Annotated in this window: 15 protein-coding genes; 8 read left to right on the top strand and 7 right to left on the bottom strand. The window is 45.9% G+C overall.

What is annotated here, in order from left to right:
* The 7 genes from KAH81_02580 to KAH81_02550 all read right to left on the bottom strand — a co-directional run bounded on the left by KAH81_02580 (position 1) and on the right by KAH81_02550 (position 12,750).
* Positions 1 to 5,931, bottom strand: a complete 5,931-nt coding sequence (locus tag KAH81_02580; protein ID MCK5832532.1) for a gliding motility-associated C-terminal domain-containing protein — start codon at positions 5,929 to 5,931, stop codon at positions 1 to 3.
* A 113-nt stretch (positions 5,932 to 6,044) separates the two neighbouring features.
* The gene (locus tag KAH81_02575) at positions 6,045 to 7,070 is read right to left on the bottom strand and encodes a calcium/sodium antiporter (protein ID MCK5832531.1); all 1,026 of its coding nucleotides are present in this window, start codon (positions 7,068 to 7,070) and stop codon (positions 6,045 to 6,047) included.
* On the bottom strand, positions 7,060 to 7,839 hold the full coding sequence (gene surE, locus KAH81_02570; GenBank protein MCK5832530.1) for a 5'/3'-nucleotidase SurE: 780 nt from the start codon (positions 7,837 to 7,839) through the stop codon (positions 7,060 to 7,062). Before surE ends, KAH81_02575 begins: the two co-directional genes overlap by 11 nt.
* A 341-nt stretch (positions 7,840 to 8,180) precedes the next feature.
* Positions 8,181 to 8,948, bottom strand: coding sequence for an exodeoxyribonuclease III (gene xth, locus KAH81_02565; GenBank protein MCK5832529.1), 768 nt, complete (start codon positions 8,946 to 8,948; stop codon positions 8,181 to 8,183).
* Positions 8,949 to 8,950: 2 nt separating this feature from the next.
* Entirely contained in the window at positions 8,951 to 9,175 is a 225-nt protein-coding gene (locus KAH81_02560) for a hypothetical protein (protein ID MCK5832528.1), read from the bottom strand.
* Between the two features lie 168 nt (positions 9,176 to 9,343).
* The gene (locus tag KAH81_02555; GenBank protein MCK5832527.1) at positions 9,344 to 11,470 is read right to left on the bottom strand and encodes a C10 family peptidase; all 2,127 of its coding nucleotides are present in this window, start codon (positions 11,468 to 11,470) and stop codon (positions 9,344 to 9,346) included.
* A gap of 83 nt (positions 11,471 to 11,553) precedes the next feature.
* Positions 11,554 to 12,750: a hypothetical protein gene (locus KAH81_02550; GenBank protein ID MCK5832526.1), complete on the bottom strand. Its 1,197-nt coding sequence runs from the start codon at positions 12,748 to 12,750 to the stop codon at positions 11,554 to 11,556.
* Between the two features lie 420 nt (positions 12,751 to 13,170).
* On the opposite strand from KAH81_02550, the gene KAH81_02545 reads away from it, so the two are divergent.
* From KAH81_02545 to KAH81_02510, 8 genes are all read left to right on the top strand, one after another.
* Positions 13,171 to 14,253 carry a mannose-1-phosphate guanylyltransferase gene (locus KAH81_02545; protein MCK5832525.1) on the top strand — a complete coding sequence of 361 codons (1,083 nt, stop codon included), beginning with the start codon at positions 13,171 to 13,173 and terminating at the stop codon, positions 14,251 to 14,253.
* Positions 14,250 to 14,738 carry an SPOR domain-containing protein gene (locus tag KAH81_02540; GenBank protein ID MCK5832524.1) on the top strand — a complete coding sequence of 163 codons (489 nt, stop codon included), beginning with the start codon at positions 14,250 to 14,252 and terminating at the stop codon, positions 14,736 to 14,738. The genes KAH81_02545 and KAH81_02540 overlap by 4 nt, the downstream gene beginning before the upstream one ends.
* Positions 14,739 to 14,740: 2 nt before the next feature.
* The gene (locus tag KAH81_02535) at positions 14,741 to 15,397 is read left to right on the top strand and encodes an L-threonylcarbamoyladenylate synthase (protein MCK5832523.1); all 657 of its coding nucleotides are present in this window, start codon (positions 14,741 to 14,743) and stop codon (positions 15,395 to 15,397) included.
* Positions 15,387 to 15,833, top strand: coding sequence for a hypothetical protein (locus KAH81_02530; protein ID MCK5832522.1), 447 nt, complete (start codon positions 15,387 to 15,389; stop codon positions 15,831 to 15,833). The genes KAH81_02535 and KAH81_02530 overlap by 11 nt, the downstream gene beginning before the upstream one ends.
* A complete protein-coding gene (locus KAH81_02525) occupies positions 15,823 to 16,623 on the top strand; it encodes a DUF3108 domain-containing protein (GenBank protein ID MCK5832521.1) in 801 nt (266 codons plus the stop codon). The genes KAH81_02530 and KAH81_02525 overlap by 11 nt, the downstream gene beginning before the upstream one ends.
* 167 nt (positions 16,624 to 16,790) lie before the next feature.
* Positions 16,791 to 16,982: a hypothetical protein gene (locus KAH81_02520; protein ID MCK5832520.1), complete on the top strand. Its 192-nt coding sequence runs from the start codon at positions 16,791 to 16,793 to the stop codon at positions 16,980 to 16,982.
* Complete coding sequence (locus KAH81_02515; GenBank protein ID MCK5832519.1) at positions 16,975 to 18,729, top strand: DNA primase; 1,755 nt, start codon at positions 16,975 to 16,977, stop codon at positions 18,727 to 18,729. Before KAH81_02520 ends, KAH81_02515 begins: the two co-directional genes overlap by 8 nt.
* A 15-nt stretch (positions 18,730 to 18,744) precedes the next feature.
* On the top strand, positions 18,745 to 18,930 hold a 186-nt coding region (locus KAH81_02510; protein ID MCK5832518.1), incomplete at its 3' end, for a hypothetical protein.

Here is an 18,930-nt window from a genome sequence, read left to right as displayed (position 1 = left end):
CTATCTCGCAAGAGTTACGCTTCCGTGTTTAAATATTTCGCCGTCGATACGAATAACCCAGAGATATATCCCCGGAGGTTGGGCTTTTCCGAAATCATCGGTGCCATCCCATGTGTATATTCTTCCCGGCTGATCATTGAGTGTTGTCACTCGCATTCCCTCAAGACGGTATATATTTATCTCGATATCTCTTCCGTGCGGAAGCTCGAAGACTAACCAATCATAATAACCATCGTTGTTCGGTGTGAATGGATTCGGATATACCCTAAACTCGCATAGTTCGACATTTGCCCAAATTGTATCGATTGCCACCGGATAATCGAGCCTACTATCGTAGAAAAATAGAGTGTCTGAGTAGTGTCCAGCCTCATCGGCAAATAGATATATTGGGAAATATATCGTATCACCCGGTTCGACAAGCGAATCCGCCCATTCGCCTATGCGGGAAACGGAATCGCCGTAACCTATTATCTCGTTTACGAATATAGAAACGGTTTCAGGATTTGTATAGAAAAGAAATCCTGAATATTCCTCGCCGGCGCATACATCTTGGCCGAATTCATCCGATGGATTCCAAGGATAGTTTGAATGATATAATTCATCGAGAGCCAGCGGCGCAAGGGTAATAGTAAATGTGTCACAGCCAAAAGACCTATCTAAAGGATTCTCGCAGTCAAAATCGTCATCAGTTGCACAGACGATCACAGTTAGAGCCATTAAATCGACATCCAAAGACTCCGTTGTTGCCCATAGACCCGGCTCCAGCTCGATCATCGCTATGGAATGCGGCGCTATTTCAGTATCTGCGGGCATCCAAAGGAGGCTTGCCTCTTCTATGCCGCTGGTGTCCTCGATCTCCACTGTTATTACAAAGGGCAGTCCTGAAAAATTTACTGCCGGCGATATCGATGTCACATGTGGGGGCAAGGTGTCATCATCGGCGATGATAAAACTCCACGCTGTGTCGGCAAGGACATTCGCTCCGCAGAATTCAGCCATGTCTGCGAGGTTCCCAACCGAGACATCCACAGTGTCGAACTCACATAATCCGAATGGTGCCCTGTCGATGACGCAAGTGTCACCGTGCCAGATATATGTCGCAGTGTCGCCCTCGATTAGCACAATCGGCGTGGCATGGTCAATACCTGCCGGGAAATCTTCCGCCACGAAGACTATATTCGCAAAGGTGTCCAACACTGAAGTCGAAGGTGTTGGCACGGCCGAGGTTATTATTGGTGGTTCGGTATCGATAGTGAAGCAGAAATAGAGGGGAGTAGAAACACTTCCAAGTGGATCGGCAACAGACAGTGTTCCGCAAAGTTCTGAACCATGCGACCAGAAGCTATCGGGGGCGAAACGAATAGTATCTCCCGCAAAAGCGAAAAGCGGACTGGGCGCGGAAATGGTTTCGCCGTTTAGAACCAATTGCACGGAATTCGTATCGATGCCATCGGGATCGTTTGCTGTAAAAACGAGAGGCCCATCTGCGCAACTCGTTATCGAGCCATCTTCTGGAGATATTAGATCAAGAATAGGCGCGGTTGTATTTAGCCCATAATGCCAGCAAATTGTTGTGTCATTCGGACCACAGTAGCTTGTAAGGTCGGATGCGGATGCACAAACCGTAATGCTCTCAGGCGGATCAACCGAAAGCATATCCCAAAAATAGAATAAGCCAGTATAATCGGAGAAGGAAAGCTCCTCGTCGGTGAGATAGAACCATATTCCCTCGATGGAAGCGCTGTCTAGAACAGCACCGGAACCGAGATCTTCGAGGGTGAAATCGAAGGTGTCTATAGGAATCGGCAAATAGCTTCCGTTTGGTGGATTAACATCGATCTCGGGTGGCTCGAAATCTAGGAACATAGTGCAACATAGTGGAGTATCCCCCGAAGTGGCACCCAGTATGTCCTCCACGGCCAAGAGGCAGAATATCAGCGAATCGCCATACCAGTCTGTAGAGGGAATGAACTCGAGAATCCCGGTGATCGGGTCGAATGAAAGTGAGCTTGCAAATATATCGTAGGCCTCCCCGTTTACCGAAAACTCTATCGTCGTCGAGTCGATTCCCTCTGTATCGGTTAAAAGGAATTCGATGTTTTGATCCCTGCAGGCGGTCCAATGTCCGCATTCGGTGGAGAGTATCTCGCAATTTGGTGGTGAATATAAAATGTAGAAACTCCAGCAGGTCTCAGCCACAGCCGGACCGCAGAGATCGGCGTAATTCGCTGAATAAGCGCAAACCGAGACGGTGTCTCCCGCTGTCCATGATAGACCGGCAAGCTCGGCATCGAGTGTGATATCGATAAGATCGAAAGAAAAACCGGTTGAGCCTTCGAAGTAAGTTGTCCCATCGATAAGAAGCCATGCGCTATCCGCTGAATCGACGGTGGCTGAAATAGAGGGTGATATTGTTATAGAGCTTGCCGATGGAGAGGGCAACAGATCGATATAAATCGGAGTGGGAACAACATAAAAGACTGTCTCGAAATCAGTAAGAGTATTGCCCCACCTGTCTTCGAGGTGGATAATGCCCACGCGCATCTCGCCTGATGGAAGAGGTCCATCGGGATCGAAAATAAGTGAATCACCATGAAGCCTGACGCGTGCATCCGAGAGAGTTACGGTATCCGGTCCGAAGAAGGCCATTATCCCGCTTGCTGTTATTCCCGAAGGGTCGTGCAGAATGATGATTATCCTCTGGGGATCACAAGCTGTAGTTGTCGAATCACCGGGTAAAACCAAATCGGCAGTCGGAGGCGCTGCATCGATGAAAAACCGAAGGCAAGATGTATCGCAATTCGAGCAAACTGCGGAGTCGCAAGCCACAATACAATATTCTAATGTGTCGTATAAACTCGCAAGGGGTGGAGTTATATTAACCGTATCATCTGAAATCGTAGAAGGTGCAAAGGGGATGATGTCGAAATCCCAGGCCGTTACTTCGTCGCTAACCCAAGAACGAATGGTCGGGGACACAGTCGTTAAGGTCGTCTCTGGCGATGGATAAAGCCACGCGATTACCGGTGGTTCAAAATCGAAAACTACATCCCACTCATAGCCCTCTGTCGAATTCTCCAGCGAGTCATCGAGCGCGAGGAGTTCTATATGCAGGGTACCTCCACTCAGTATTGTGGGCATTATTATAAGAGAATCGATGTTAATTGTGACGCGCGAGTCGCCGTAAAATATGTTTTCATCATTTATGGAAATTTCGAGAGTTGTCCAATCGATACCATTATGGTCCTCGATCAAGATAACTATTGATGAATCGCAAGCATAAGGGGTGAGTTCTTCCGGTGAGATAAGCTCCGCTTCCGGTCCTCCGGCCTCGATATAAAATACATAGCAAGTATCGAGGATATTCGGACCGCAATAATCGGGATCGGCCAGGTCTTCAGCATGAATACATACCTCGACAGTGTCGCCACCCGCTACGTGCATTCCCCCAAGTTCGGGTGAGAACACGAAATTATCGACAGTTCTTGCAAGCGCTGGATGTTCTATAGTATAAGTGTTTCCGTTTATTGTTAACTCGAATGCCCCAGCTAAAAGGCCGCTTATAGAATCGACCAGAGTGAATTCTATTTCCGGATCGATCTCGGCAACGATCTCATCTGAAGAGGGAGAAAGCGCCACAATAATCGGCGCGGAGTAATCCATTAAAAAGCCCCACCAAATCTCTGGTATGCCGCCAAAAGGCCCTTCGGCATTGATGAGGTGGCATAGAACGCTATCTCCATCTGGCCAAGGCCCCGGTGGAATGAAGCTCAGTGTTTCGCCATCCCAGCTGACGCCTGCACTATCTATCGTCTTGTATTCACTATTTATCTCGAACTCAATGGTGCTGTCAATAATATCGCCAGGTGCCCAGAGGTAAATCCTGATTTCTTGCTCGAGACACGCCACGATAGCCCCATCCGGTGGGTCGGCAAAGGGATCGCGCCCATCGACGAAGAAGGTGAAGCAGAATTCATCAGCTTCGTTTGGCCCGCAGGTATCCGGTGCATCGGCAACATGACTAAGGCAGAATTCCACTGTGTCAACAATATCCCAAGGCCCCGCCATCGATGGAACGAATGTCAAGTATGGCGAAGACCAGATAAGGCTTGTGCCATCCACAGTGAATGGGATTCCGTTAACCGTGATCTCGATGCTTGATGGATCGACCCCAGCGGGGGAATCCTCTATTCTAAGTCTTACTTCTTTGAGTGTATCGTGAACCAGTGCGAACTCTCCGGGAGATGTTGAAACAACATCTGGTGGTTCGAGGTCCACGTAGAAATCAAATGGCACCGGCGCAGTTAGGCCGTTGAGGAGGCTATCGTAGGCCGATGCAAGATAGCCTGTAACATACGAGCCGTGAAGCCAATCCGATGAAGGTTCCCAGCGAAGCATTTCGCCATCCCAGGTGAGATTAGGTGATGTTAAACCGTATGAAGTTGCTCCTATGTTTATTCGGATTGTCTGAGGAATTATTCCATCCGAATCATTTATTGAGAACCAAATTCCCTGTTGCGAACAAGCGCTAATAGTTGAGCTTTCGGGTAGGATAAGCTCTGCTTCGGGTGGAGTTACTGGGATGTAAAATAACCAGCTTGTGTCGAGTTGGTTTACATGACAGACGGTCACAGAATCGTGAACCAGCACGCGGATAGATACTGTATCGCCTCCGTGCAGTGGCGGGATAGCCGTTGAGTCGAGGGTGTAAGTATCGCCAGCAACGGAGAATTCGTCATCGTATAAGGAAAACCAACTCCACGAAGAACCATCTACGGAAATTCCAAGTAAAGTCGGCATGTGGCGCATGCCTGAATGGTCGTCGAAGATATTAAAGGTAACAGTAGGGTCTAGTTCCAATGAAGCCTCGAAGGCCGCAGGATATTCATTTTCCAGATATGGTTTTTCGGTATCGATCCCAAAAGCAAACGAAAGTGAGGGGTCTAGCGGATTGCCGAGAATATCGCAGGCGTGAAGTTCGCCGTCAAACCATCCATTGCCAAAGGGAGTGAGATTTAAACTCAGTGTGTGCGGTGGAGACCACTCGATCAAAGGGTCTGGCCAGCGGATGGTGTCATCATCAAACACCACCCAAATAGACTCCGGTTCGATGCCGTCATCGTCCTCGATACGGAAATAAGCGCCGCTATCGGAGCAAGACATCCATTCACCATCGGGCGGGAAGGTCAAATCCGCTATCGGTCCACCGGATGGAATAGAAAAGGTCCAGCAAGAATCGCTCGAGTTATGACCACAACCTTCGGCCATATCCTCGGCATAGACACAGACTTCGACTGTGTCGCCACCGTGGAAGAACAGTCCCGCCAGATCTGTGCGGAATGTAAAACTCATTCCCGACCATGTTACATACTCTCCCCCGAGTGGATATTCGATATCATCGATAGAGATAGTGCAGCTATCGATAGCTATTTCTGCTGGATCGATAAGGGTAGCCGAGATTGGTGGCCGGGGATTTGGCACCTCGGAACCGGGAGCCGGCGATTGATCGGTTATCACAGGGCCGGTCATATCGGAATAAAAATAAAACCAAAAGCTCGGGGACTCATTGCCCATATAATCTGACACAGGGTTCATAAGAAGATCCACGGTGTCGCCATCGAACATGGGAACCCTGATTGGGAAGTAGTAAAAGCTATCAATAATGCTGACCATTGACTCTGGAACGGAGTGCACGCCTAGTTCCGCGAATACTGAAAGCAGTATTGACTCGCGATCGATGAGAAAATCGTCTGTCATTACCATCTCGACAATCACGAAATCACAGGAAACAAATGCTCCTGTGTCTGGCCATACAAGCTTTACAGTTGGTGGTATAGTATCGACTAAAGCACCTATAGCAAAAGAGCTTCCGACAGAACATAAAGCAAGAAGAGCGATGAATAAGGCTGTTTTGCGATTCTTAATAAGCATAATTTAACCTATAACTACATACTAAAACAGAGGTTATAAGATTAATATAAAGTAATAATTTAAATAATCAAGTTCTAATTGATTATTTAAATTAAAAAAGCTAATATTCAGAATCAATTTGGAAAACTATTGGGCCCCATAGGAATAAATTGGACTTTTGTTACTAGTCGCACAATGTAAAAAGCATAGACCAACAACAAACCCAATCCTTCGGTTCTATCGAGTTTCCCGCCCGAGCGAAGAAGTGGGAGAAGAATTATGGAAAGGCCGATCATGATTGGGAAATCATAAACAAGAACCTCACTATCGATTGGGAAATAACCCATAACCATCGAGGGAACCCCTGCAACGATAAGCGTGTTGAATAAGTTCGAACCAATTACGTTGCCTATAGAGATATCCGGTTCTTTTTTTATTGCAGCCACGACGGAAGTCGCAAGTTCCGGAAGACTTGTTCCAAAAGCGACTATAGTTGCGCCGATAGTCATTTCACTAATACCAAACTCGCTCGCGAGTTTGGTTGCAGAAGAGACAGTGAAGTCTGCTCCCAGTATAAGGCCTGCCATGCCGAGTGCTATAAGTAGAAGATCTGAGACAAAGGTTTGGTTGGCACGAGCTTCAGCTATTTCATCTTTCTTGAGTGCTTCATCCATTTCGAAAGAAAGCTCTTTCGGTAATACTCGCCAACCTTTAGATATTTCTGGAATAATGGCAATAAAGAAGAACGTCGCGAACGAGAACACGAGAATAATCCCCTCTATAAGGCTGACCTCCAGGTCGCCACAAAAAGTAAAAAGCATAATTCCCGAGAAAATAGTCACCGGCACCTCGATGCGAACGGTTCTATCTTCGACCTTAAGTGGAGAGAGAAGCGCGGCCATGCCGAGGATAATCCCCATGTTTGCGATATTCGAACCTACTATATTGCCCAATGCTATCGATGGCGACCCTTGGTAAGTTGCAGTTAGGGATACAACGAGTTCGGGCATCGATGTTCCAAACGCCACGATGGTCAAGCCTATAACGAGGGGGTGAATACCGAGGGCGATAGCGAGCTTCTTCGACCCGCGCACAAGACCTTCCGCGCCAATATAAAGGACAACAATGCCTGCAATTAATTTAAGAAGGTCATTCAGCATTCAGTGGCCAATTCTTTTCGATATTCCATGAGGATAATTCCCCAAGGAAGTTATATGCTGTGAGATCGTAGTGAACTGGAGTAACGGAAATAAAATCATCGGCCAAAGCTTGAACGTCGTGGTCGCTACGGTCGTCTTCCGCGACCATAGTTCCGCACATCCAATAATATCTTTGTCCTCTGGGGTCCATTCGCTCCTCGAAAAAGTCATTGAAATTTGTTTTTCCTTGACTAGTTACACGGATTCCCGCAATCGACTTGACAGGCAGATCCGGGACATTGATATTGAGCAAGATGCCTCCGGGAAGCCCATTTTGAAGAACTTTCCTTGCGATTATTTCCGAGAATCTCGCTGCAGTTTCCCAATTTGATCCAATTCTTCCATCGAGTGAGACCGCAATCGACGGAACGCCAAGAAGCACTCCTTCGGTTGCTGCGGAAACAGTTCCGGAATATATCAAACTTGCTCCGACATTTGCTCCGAGATTAATGCCTGAAATAACTAATTGCGGGGTCTCGTTCATTATCGAACGAATTCCAAGTTTAACTGCATCGGCGGGGGTTCCGCTTGTGGCATAGCCGAAGAATTCGCTATTTCGGTTGATTTTGGTGACCCTTAATGGATTGGATAATGTAATAGCATGTCCGACAGCAGATTGTTCTCTGTCTGGGGCTACAACAATAACATCGTCGATTCTCTTCATAGCCTTGACAAGAAAGTCCAACCCACTGGCATATATACCATCATCGTTGGTGATTAAAATAGACATTTTCCACCAGTCTAATTTGTTTTACTTAAATTTACACACGAATTCAGCTTGGGCAAATAGTTTTTAAACTCTTTTTAGTAGATTTTGGTATATTTAAGTCTTCGCAAAAATTCGTATGTATCCGGTTAATTTTTTTAAGAAAAGAACGGGAGGGGAGTATGAGGCCGTGGCCGCGGCGCATATAAACTCGTTTCCCTCCCGATTATTCGAAATAAACAAATGCATTCGCTATGCCATCGATCTATTTTATTGTAACACTATGATTATCAATTAATTAGAATATAACGCACTAAGGTTGACCTGTACCGGTTAGTGCAAAAATGAACTTACAGGAACACTCTTTAGGATAACTCAATCTCGATTCCAAGGGGGCAATGATCGCTACCGAGGACGCTTGTTAACATAAATGAATTTTTAATTCGAGGCATAAACTCGCTGTTTACCATGAAATAGTCAATGCGCCAGCCAACATCCCTTGCTCGAGCGCCTGTGCGATAATCCCACCAGGTGTAAGCGACATCATCTGGATGGAGTTCGCGGAATGTATCCACAAGCCCCGATTCCAAGAATTTATCTACCCACTCGCGCTCTATATCCATAAAACCGCTATGGTTGTGATTCGTCTCGGGGTGTGCAAGATCGATTTCGTTATGAGCGGTGTTGAAGTCTCCGGTGATAACGACGTTTTTATTTTCGTTGCGAAGTTTATTGATAAATTTGAGAAGAGCTTCATAATACTCGAGTTTGTATTTAATTCTCTCCGGTCCCTTTCCTCCATTTGGGAAATAACCGTTTATTAGCACAAAATCGTCGAATTCAGTGACAATTGTTCGTCCCTCAAAATCGAATTTTGGTTCGCCAAAGCTATCCTCAGAATCGATATAATCGCCTTTAATAAAGGTTGCAACCCCAGAATAGCCTTTTTTCTTGGCATGCGACCATAAGGTTTTATACCCAAGTGGTCTTTCCAGCTCTTTGGGAATTTGTTCTTTTTGGAGCTTAGTTTCTTGGAGGCAAAGAGCATCGGGCATTTCGGATTCAAGCCATTCTAAAAAGCCCTTTTTCAAGATTGCTCGGACACCATTAACATTCCATGATAATATTTTCATATTTATCCTTTTTTCTTTGTTGTAGGCGGATCGAAAATATTGACTATTTTCGGAACAGTTGTATGCAAAAAATCCGCCAGTCCCACGGAATCCCATATATCTTTTAAGCCGAAAGAGATACTCACTCCTCGAATACCTGTTTTACTGCAGTGACTCATCTTCTTAGATATTCGCGCGGGAACGCCCGCAAAATCCATGCCCTCCAGTCGTTTTATTAAACCCTCCATAACCGTTTGTATATCGAAATCCCGAATGCGCGAGAATGCGACAGTGAAGGAGAGGAGCAGTTGTGTTCCCTCGATTGGCGGCTTAGTATGGGTTATTTCTATGTAAATAAAGCCCGGCGAATATAGAATTTAGGCGGTTCTGGCCTCATCGAGGTTTGTCATATGAGATCATTTCAGATATACCACCCTCTTCGTGCAGACGGCTGAAGTCGTCTGTTGCGGTATGGTCGCCCGGATGAGATAGATACCCGAACCGATGGCGGCGTCGGGTTGCCAGATAAACTCGGCCCTCATCCGGCCTTCGGCCACCTTCTCCCAAAGGGAGAAGGAACCACCTTCCTCTCCCCCTTGGAGAGGGACCGAGGGTGAGGGCAATTGCGCCACGCGTCGACCGGCGATGTCGAATATCTCCACGCGGGAGGGCGCAAGACCCTCCCCTGCGGAACCGTTGACAGAAATGTTCACTGTAGCATTAAACGGGTTCGGATACGCCGAAATTGCGATTTTTTCCGGAAGGGTGGTTTCTATTATACCTGCAAGGTCGATTAAAGAAAATGGGCCAGTCATCGTCTCGAAGCGACCGGTTGCGGCTTCATAGACCTTTATGTAACAATCATGGTGTGAACTTTCGACATTCGGTGCAGCCCAAATAGAAAGACCGGAATTTGGGACAGAATCGGCAAAAACCGTCCAGGGGCCGTCGATGCCATCGAGGGAAAAGGCCAGGTCGATGCGAGGAATAGAGGGTGTGCCGCCGCGATCCCAGCGAACTATCTGCGAAGCACCTTCTTCGACTGTGTCGCCTTCGAGCGGCGAAGTAAAGAGCATAAAAGGGGCTGGAACTCGGTAAAATCTCAGTGAATAAAGCCCGAGCTGTGTTGAGGTTACTCTAAGATAAACAGTTCCAGCCGAATCAGGATGAAAGATAATGCGGAAATTAATGCCATCCTGTGAATCGTCGTCCACAAGAACTGGAGTTGTAGAATCCTCAAAATAAAGCTCGGCGCGGGTGTCTGTTGTGCCGAAGGAATAGAAAATGTAGGTGCTGTCTCCAGTGACCTCGAACGAATACCAGTCCTCATCTGTTATTGATTGAAACTCGTCATTTCGCCAGGCTTCCTCCTCTGGGACTTCGAGCGAAATTGCCTCCACGCGGCTATTGCCAGCATCCTCGCGCAGAGGTGGCCGTATATCGATTATCGCCCACCGCATTATTGTGAGTGGTGCTGGAAGGTCGTCGGGAAGGCGATACCACGTGTCATATGCTCCACCCCATCCAAAATTGAGGTGATATTCTCCGCTATCCATAAGGCCATCACAGACTATTGCATGGCCCGAGGTGTCCGGTTCATAGGTGAATATTCCAAGCTGTGCGGGTTTGGCCTCGAGCATATCGGCTCGAAGGGAGTCGTAGAAATCCGGCATGTCCGGTGGATCGACCTTGTGTGCGGTCAAATATCCCCATTTATCAACGAATGACGAATCGTGGAACCATGCTATGGTTCCCTCGCTACCGTAAATTGCCCATATCGATACACCACAGGCCCAGCTTATGGCCGCTTTCATGTCGTTATTGGGATGAACACCGACACCATTGTAATCTATGCTGTCTATAGTTGCAGTCGAAGCATCTATCCATATAGGCGGCTCGGTGCTGTCCGACCAGTAGCTTTCTGTGGTGGTGAAAAACGCGCTGGTTGGATATTCCCAGTAGTTTATAATTTGGGCCATCGAGGTCGCGGTGCAACCCACGACGCAACGGTCGCCGGTCTCTGGGTCCATTGGGCATAGATTGTTGTAAGGAGGTCCCTGATCCCAATGAGTATCGAGATAGGGTCCGAAAATCTCCGAGGGTTCGAACGCGGAGAGGGTGTATTTATCGGTGAGTTCGCGCCAAAGCCGGCGGTTTTTTTCTATCACAAATTGCGGAGTTTGCGGAATTGCCGCTTTTCTTGAAGCTAAATCCCACAAAACCATATGTAGAAGGCCATTACCTCTAGCTTCTTCGAAGGGAAAATCGCAAAGGTAAGAAAAAGCGATGATCGGTTCTATGCGATAATCGGCGGAGAAGGCGATATATCCGCACGGCTCAAGATTTACAACGAATGCTATGGTTTCGCCATTTTGGATCAACGGGACAATTCCCCCGATTGTCCTCGGTTCGCCGAATCCTTCCGGCGCGCGTTTCCCGAGATTATAACCTGCTCCGGTGTGTGCGTCGAGAAGAGAGAATGCGGTAGTTTCGATTGTTTCCGGCGGAACCGATTCAGCAGAAACGATTGAAAGAAATAGCACAAAAAAAAGCGTTAAATACAACCTAACCATATCGATCCTATCGATAGAGATTTTTTTAAATAATACTTATTACCCTTCGGAAATCAAGGTTCGAGCACGACTTCGTCGGTTTGGGTGCCAGATGTTATAGTATATTTACCCGATTTGAAGGCTTGTCCGCGGAGGCCTTCCCATAGAGCGCAGCCATCAGTGGTCTTCAAGGTCGCCACAAGGTTGCCGGCTTCGTTGGTAATTTCGACTGTGCTCGATGGGGTGCCCTCGATGGTAACAGTGCCGCTTGAAATCTTTGGAAGTGCGGTAAGTTTATCGAAGAAAGGCTCGCGCGGTGGCCTTGCGCGGACAACCGGCCCATCGTCGTCGATATCGGGGACGTTGATATCAATGACAACATAGGATGGATGCTCGTCTATCCATGCGAGCGGTTCGTAGGCCAACGGGTCGATATTTTCGCCGTAGTTGTCAATTCGCATGGCAGTCCAGTTTCTGCTGTAAATATCTGCGGAGATAAGCACGGCATCGCCGCGAACCCAGCCATCGGTTGGGATGCGCCATTCGCCGGAAAGTGTAATCTTATTCGGATTCCATATCCACCTTTGAGTGCGGTAGGTCATATCTGGATTTCCAGCCGCTGACCATGTGCCATGTGGAAGAAGCCAAAGCGGTGCCGGTGGGTCAATTGGGTCTAGGAAGGCAGTAAAACCGTAGGAACCGTTTTCGTAACAGATCGTTGTCATCACTGCGATATTCGGTCCGGCCTTTGTGACAAGCGTGTCGTTGTGAATTGTTGTATCGCGGGTAATATCCGCACTACCGGCGTAGTTTTTTCGCCGAAGACGATATAGTTTTCCATTGGGAAGGAAAATCGGCATGGTGTTGAAATTTGTATATCCAATAACCTCGCCGCAGGTTGCCGCGAAAATATGGCAGGTTTCGTCTATTGCGAGATAGCGTAGGCTATCTATATATGCCGCAGCCAGAACATCCTCGGAAACGGTCGAATCTAATGGATGCGTAAAATACCCGAGTAGTGAATCGTAAGTGAAGGTTACTTCGGGCTTAGAATGCGAGCCGCCATCGGTGCCAGCAAAAGCGAATTCCGGGAAAAGCATGATATCTATACCATCAACGGAGTCGGCTACTGCGCATCCTCGGTAATATGATTCTTCGCATATCGCGCTCCAGCCGACGCTGCTATAGCCACCTCTAATAACAACTACACGGATCGGAATCGCTATTGCGGCAAGTGCTATAAGTGCCAATAGAAACAAAGCTTTTTTCATTGTTAAGCCCCCTTAGAGAGTTTAATATATTATAATCTGTAAAATGGTTTTACGCAAGCTAAATGGAATTTTATGGGACAAATGATGTTCTAAGCAACGCCTTTTCCCGGGCACGCCTTTTGGATATTGGAAAAGCGAAGATATATTTCTTGATGTATCTGAGATGATAATGTTTAGTGGAGCATAACAGCGACATATTCACAACACTGCGGAATTTTAATTGTGTTGCTCGGTTTTCTTTTGAAGCGCGATTATGTCGAGGAAAAATCTCTAAAGGGTGAATAGATAAGGCATATTTGGGCCTTTGATAAATTAACCGATGGAAAGTATAATTCTGACATTGAAATTTTGCCTTTGCGAAATTTCAATTCTAGGATATTATATAGATTGTTGAAAGAATGATGGTCGAAAAGAGGCATTATGGAGAATTTTGCTGTTATATTAGCTGGTGGTCGTGGAGAGAGATTCTGGCCGGCAAGTCGTTATAAAAAGCCAAAGCAGCTTTTAAAGATGATTTCCGATAGAACTATGCTAGAAGAAACCATGTGTCGAGTCGAGGGTTTTGTCGATAAGAAGAATGTTCTTATAGTAACCGGGGAACATCTTAAAGGGCTTATAAAGAAGGAAATAGGCCCACTCGATGATGATAATTTTTTTATCGAACCGATTGGTCGTAACACAGCACCGGCGATAGGTTTTGCTGCGGCAAAAATTGCAGCGACACATGGTGATGGTATAATGTTCGTTCTCTCGTCTGATCATCTTATCAGGCCGGTGAGCACATTCATCGAAGCAATGCAAGCTGCTAAAACTATCGCTGAGAATAGCGATAAACTCATGCTAATAGGCATTGAACCATCGCGCCCGGAAACTGGTTATGGATATATCGAGGTTGGAACAGACCTTCAGCAGGTGGATGGCTTTACTGCCTATAATGTGGAGTCTTTTAAAGAGAAACCAAATCATCTGATCGCTCAGGAATACTATCTCGACAACAAGCATCTCTGGAATTCAGGGATTTTTGTTTGGAGGGCAAAAAGGATATTGGAGGAGATAGAGATTAATCTTCCCGAGCTTTTCGAGGTTATATCGGGTTATATGGAGCTCATCGGCACTGAGGATGAAGCTTCTTTTATCAAGAGTGAATTCGAGAGGATCAATCCTATCAGTATCGATTACGGTGTTCTTGAAAAATCCAAGCATGTCGGTGTGCTAAGAGCTAAGTTCACTTGGGACGATGTCGGTGATTACGGCGCTCTCGAGAGAATACTCGTTAAAAACCATGATGGCAATGTCCTTTCCGGTGATGATATATTTGCTCATGAAACCTATGAAAGCACTATAATAAGCGATGGAGAAGGCGCTGTTGTCACATTTGGGGTTAGCGATCTGGTCGTTGTTCGCGAGGGAGATGTTCTTCTCGTGCTTCACAAAACCCGTATTCCTCAGATGCGCGAGTTGCTGGAGAAGATCAAGGATGAAGGATTGGAGAGGTATCTATGAGAAGTTCGATTATCATGTTATTAACAATGCTTGTTCTTGTAGCTGGATGCTCTTATCTTCCGACAGCTAAAGCCAGTTCGACTGGTAAAACGGATACCTCTGAAGTGAAACAGCTTGTTCTTCAGGAGGTCGAAGATGTTCCCGATGTTGTTGTTGAACCTCGAAGTGAACCCCCTAAACCTATAGAATATCAATCCTTGGCTGAACACTACTTGCCTGAAGAGAGGCCAGCCGAAGGCTCGCAAATCCGAGGTTTTCGTGTTCAATTGTTCACGACAAAAAGTAGCGCTTCCGCAGACAGTTTTGTTGTTAAAGCTAAGAAGGATTTCGAGTTCAACGTCTATTGCGTTTTCGAACCTCCATACTACAAGGTTCGCGCGGGCGATTTTGCAGATCAATTTGAAGCCTCTGAGGCCGAGTCCAAGATGAAATCAAAAGGCTACGAGACTTTTATCGTGCGCGATATTATCAAAGCCGGAGAATAAGAATGCAACGCGAGTTGATCGATCTATTTCATCCAGACCGGGAAATCGTCTCGCAAGCAGCGGAGGCTATTCTAGCGGATAAAATAATTTGTTTGCCCACTGAAACCCTATATGGATTGAGCGGGAATGCCTTGTCCTCTGGAGTCTTGCGAAAGATCAACCGCGTTAAAGGACGCGGCGAAGATGATCCCTGTATTATGTTAATTGAGAAGTCTGCGGCCTCGGAGTGGATTGAAGGATACGATAGGCTTAAGCCTATTACAGATATTTATTGGCCAGGTCCTTTGACATTAATTATTGACCCAAAGCCGGGTAGTGTGCCGCAAGGGATGAAAAATTCTGATGGTGGAGTGGCTATTCGAGCGGCCTCGCTCCCGCTCGATATAGATATTATTCGGGCTTGTGGAGTGCCGATCATTTCCACCAGTGCTAATTCTGTGGGGGAAAGGACTCCCAGCACGCTCGATGGTTTACACGAATGGCTTGCAAGTTTCTGTGATTTTGCCCTCGATGGAGGCAAATTATATACTGCCGAGCCTTCGAGTATTATAGATGTTCGGAGTTTTCCTTCTGAGATAAGAGTTTATCGTGAGGGTGCGATATCTTTACAGGCATTGAAATTAGATTTGCAAACAACGAAGTTCACAATTGTCGAATAGGAAGAAAAGAATTCTATTTGTGTGCTCGGGGAATTCCTGCAGATCTCCTGTGGCTGAAGGCTTTGCGAAGAAAATAGCATTACAGAATGGTTTTGATATGGAATTTTATTCCGCCGGCACATTGGGAATAGAGGGAATCCTCGCTAGCCCGGAGGCTATTTTTGTCTCGGAGGAAAAAGGAGTAGATATTTCGAAACACAAAAGCATGGCCCTTTCTGCAGATTTAATAGCTCGGGCGGATATTATATTTGGCATGGAATATGCGCATCTGGAAAGAGTTAAACAATATGATGTTAGAGGAAAGAATGTTTTACTTCTTGGCCTCGAAGAAATAGATGACCCTATAGGCAAAGGCTTGGAATTTTACAGATGTATTCGGGATGAGATTGTGATTAGTCTCGAACGTGCGTTATCCTTGATTAAAAATGAAGATTAAGACTATATATATTATTTGCTTGATTCTAACGGCAACAGCGCTTTTCGCTAAAGTAGAAAAGGATCCAAAGAAGGCGGAATTCGCATTGAGAGCACTGGATTCGATAGAAATACCAAAGCCAGTTTATCTCGATGCATTTGGTCCGGGTGAGGAGCTTACATTTTCAATCGATTATGGTTTTGTCAATGCCGGATGGGCTAAGATGTCTGTTATTTCGATAGTGGAATACAACAAAAGGCCGGCTTATTATTTTGAAACAAAAGCCGGAACGAATAAAACTTTCTCGGTTGTATTTAAGGTCGAAGACCGTGTCGAATCTCTTCTGGATTCTGAGATGTTTTATAGCCTTAGACACGAAAAGCATCTTTCTGAGGGCAACTACCGGGCAGATAGGTGGTTTACCTTCGATCAAACCAATAACCGCGCTAAGAGCAAAAAATATGATGTCGAAACATATCCCAATGTTTTCGATATACTATCGGCATTTTATTACACAAGGATGCTCGAGCTGGATCCGGGTGATACATTCTATCTCCCTAACCATACCGATGGCAGGAATTATCCATTACGAGTCGCTGTGCATTGCAAAGAAACGGTCGAGGTGCCGGCGGGAAAGTTCGATTGTATACTTATAGAGCCAATACTCAATGCTCCGGGGATATTCGAACACAAGGGTAATGTTTATATCTGGGTTACCGACGATGCACGACGCATGCCGGTGCTGATGAAGACCAAAATAGTTATAGGCTCCATAAGTGCTAGCCTCACCAAATACAGATTAGCTGAATAAATATCCACGCATAATGACGGCGAAGAAGCAAATAATATTTTGTTTGCTTCTTATTAATTTCATATAAAAGTATTAAATACTTTACACAGTCAAAATCATTATTTATATTACATTTTATTGAGTTTATTTATATTTATTCGCATTGTAAACAATTTTTAGTATTAACCATGAAGATTTTTGTGTATCCAGATTTAGGTATAGCTTGCGAGGGTAGTGTTGAGATATCCCCCGAGGGTTTCCATATTATTGACGATGTTGCTGTTGCGATTAAGCCAGACGAATACGAAGGGGCCGGTTGTTGTATTGGGGCTTCAGAGGTTTGTCCCACCGGTGCCATAGGTGTTGGGGAAAATGTCTGAAGGTAGGTTTTCACGAGATTTTATTGATCGAGTGGCTACGGCTACCGATATAGTTTCCATTATAGGAAGATACACTTCGCTCAAGCCTCGAGGAGGTAAGCTTTTTGGGCTATGTCCCTTCCATAATGAGAAAACTCCGAGTTTCTCGGTAGATCCAGAGCAAGGTCTTTATTACTGTTTTGGTTGTCATGTAGGTGGCACCGTTTTCACATTTATTATGGAAAAGGAAGGTCTGTCTTTTCCGGAGGCGGTTGAAAGCCTTGCGCGAGATGCCGGTATCGATCTTCCTAAAAAAACTGATGGAAATGATAGGTCTGAAGGTCTCGAAGAGGCTGCGGAAAACGCGGCGATTTTCTTTGCTAAGGCCTTGAAATCAAAACTTGGAACCGAAGCAAGAGAATACCTGAAAAGCAGAGGTGTTGCAGAGGCAACATGGGAGGTTTTTGCGCTTGGTTGGGCGCCAGCCGATCAGCTTATGTTTGCTAAATATCTAAAAAGGGAAAAAAAGAAAGAGAAGGCTTTTTTAGAGCAGGGTCTATTAGGTCAGTCTAAATCGGAGAATAAATTCTTTGCGGCTATTTACGATGCCCTCGTTTTCCCGATTCAGAAAACAAATGGAAGAACTGTAGGATTTGCCCAAAGGAAAATCCGCGAAAGCGACCGTTCAGGCCCTAAATATATCAACAGCGCGGACAACGATATATATCACAAGTCCTCGATTCTATATGGACTTCCTCAGGCGCGAGCAGCGATTCGCAAGCAGGGTAAATCTATACTTGTCGAGGGGTATTTTGATGTTATTGGTTTATTCGAGCATGGTATTAAGAATGCCGTAGGTTCTTGCGGCACTGCGCTTACAAGCAATCAAGCCTCTATCCTTGCGAGATATGCGCCGCGTGTTGTTGTTCTTTTCGATGGTGATTCCGCTGGCCTTAGGGCTACACTTCGGTCGATAGAAATTCTTCTTTCTGCTGGTCTCGATGTTTTCATCTGCAGGCTTCCCGAGGATGAGGACCCAGATTCCTTTGTTAAGGAGAAGGGAGCAGATGAGCTTTTGGAGTTGTTGGACTCTTCGCCAAACTGGTTCGATTGGCTTTACGGACATATTCTCGTGAACTCCGGCAAGGAGGGTGTTGCGACCTCGAAATTATTGATAGAAGGTATGTCGAATGCTATTCATTCTATTCGTGATGGGCTTTCGCGCGAGATTTATATTAGAAAGCTTGCCGAATTGGCCGCTACCTCTGAAGAGGCACTGAGAAGGCATCTTAGAACGAATAGTAATCGCAGACATGAGCAACCAAAAATAACCGAGACAGAAAGGGAATTTGTTGCGTTATCGCAGCTTGCAAAGCTCGAGCTGGCTTTATTGGCGGCGATAGTCCGTTCGGAAAAGGTTTTTGAGACTGAAGAGAATCCGCTTACTCTTTATCCCGGTCTATGGGAGATTGCCATCTTGAGGCCTGCACCGAGCCAGTTTTTAGAACAGATTGCTGAATCGCGGTCGCGAAATTGCCTTGCCCAGATTTTTCTTGAACCTCAACCTGAAGATTGCTCTGCGCATGCTAACCAATTATTATCAAAAATAAGCCGTATGAGGATAGATAAAGAGATCGAGACCCTCAATGCTCAGCTCAGACAGGCCGAGAACAAAGGGGATCTTGTATTGCAAGACGAAATAATAAAGAAGTTATCGAATCTTGCTGGGAAGCTTGGAGGGATGTTTTTTGCTACAAATAAAAAATAATATATGGGAGTCAAAGTGACAGAAAGTGAAAAATATGAAGCCCTGGAGGCCTTTCTCGATAGTCTGGGTGAAAAACAGTCTGTCGGAATAGCTGTAGTTCAGAGTTTTATAGAAAGCCACAAACGGAAAATAAACTCCGAGGACGTTTTGGACTATCTTGCAGCCAATGGTGTTACTGTTATTGGGATGCAGCGTGCAGAA

The sequence above is a fragment of the bacterium genome (genome assembly GCA_023145965.1).
GTDB lineage: Bacteria > UBP14 > UBA6098 > UBA6098 > UBA6098 > UBA6098.
The sequence above is the reverse complement of the archived record's forward strand: the minus strand, read 5'-3'. Positions and strand labels throughout refer to the sequence as shown.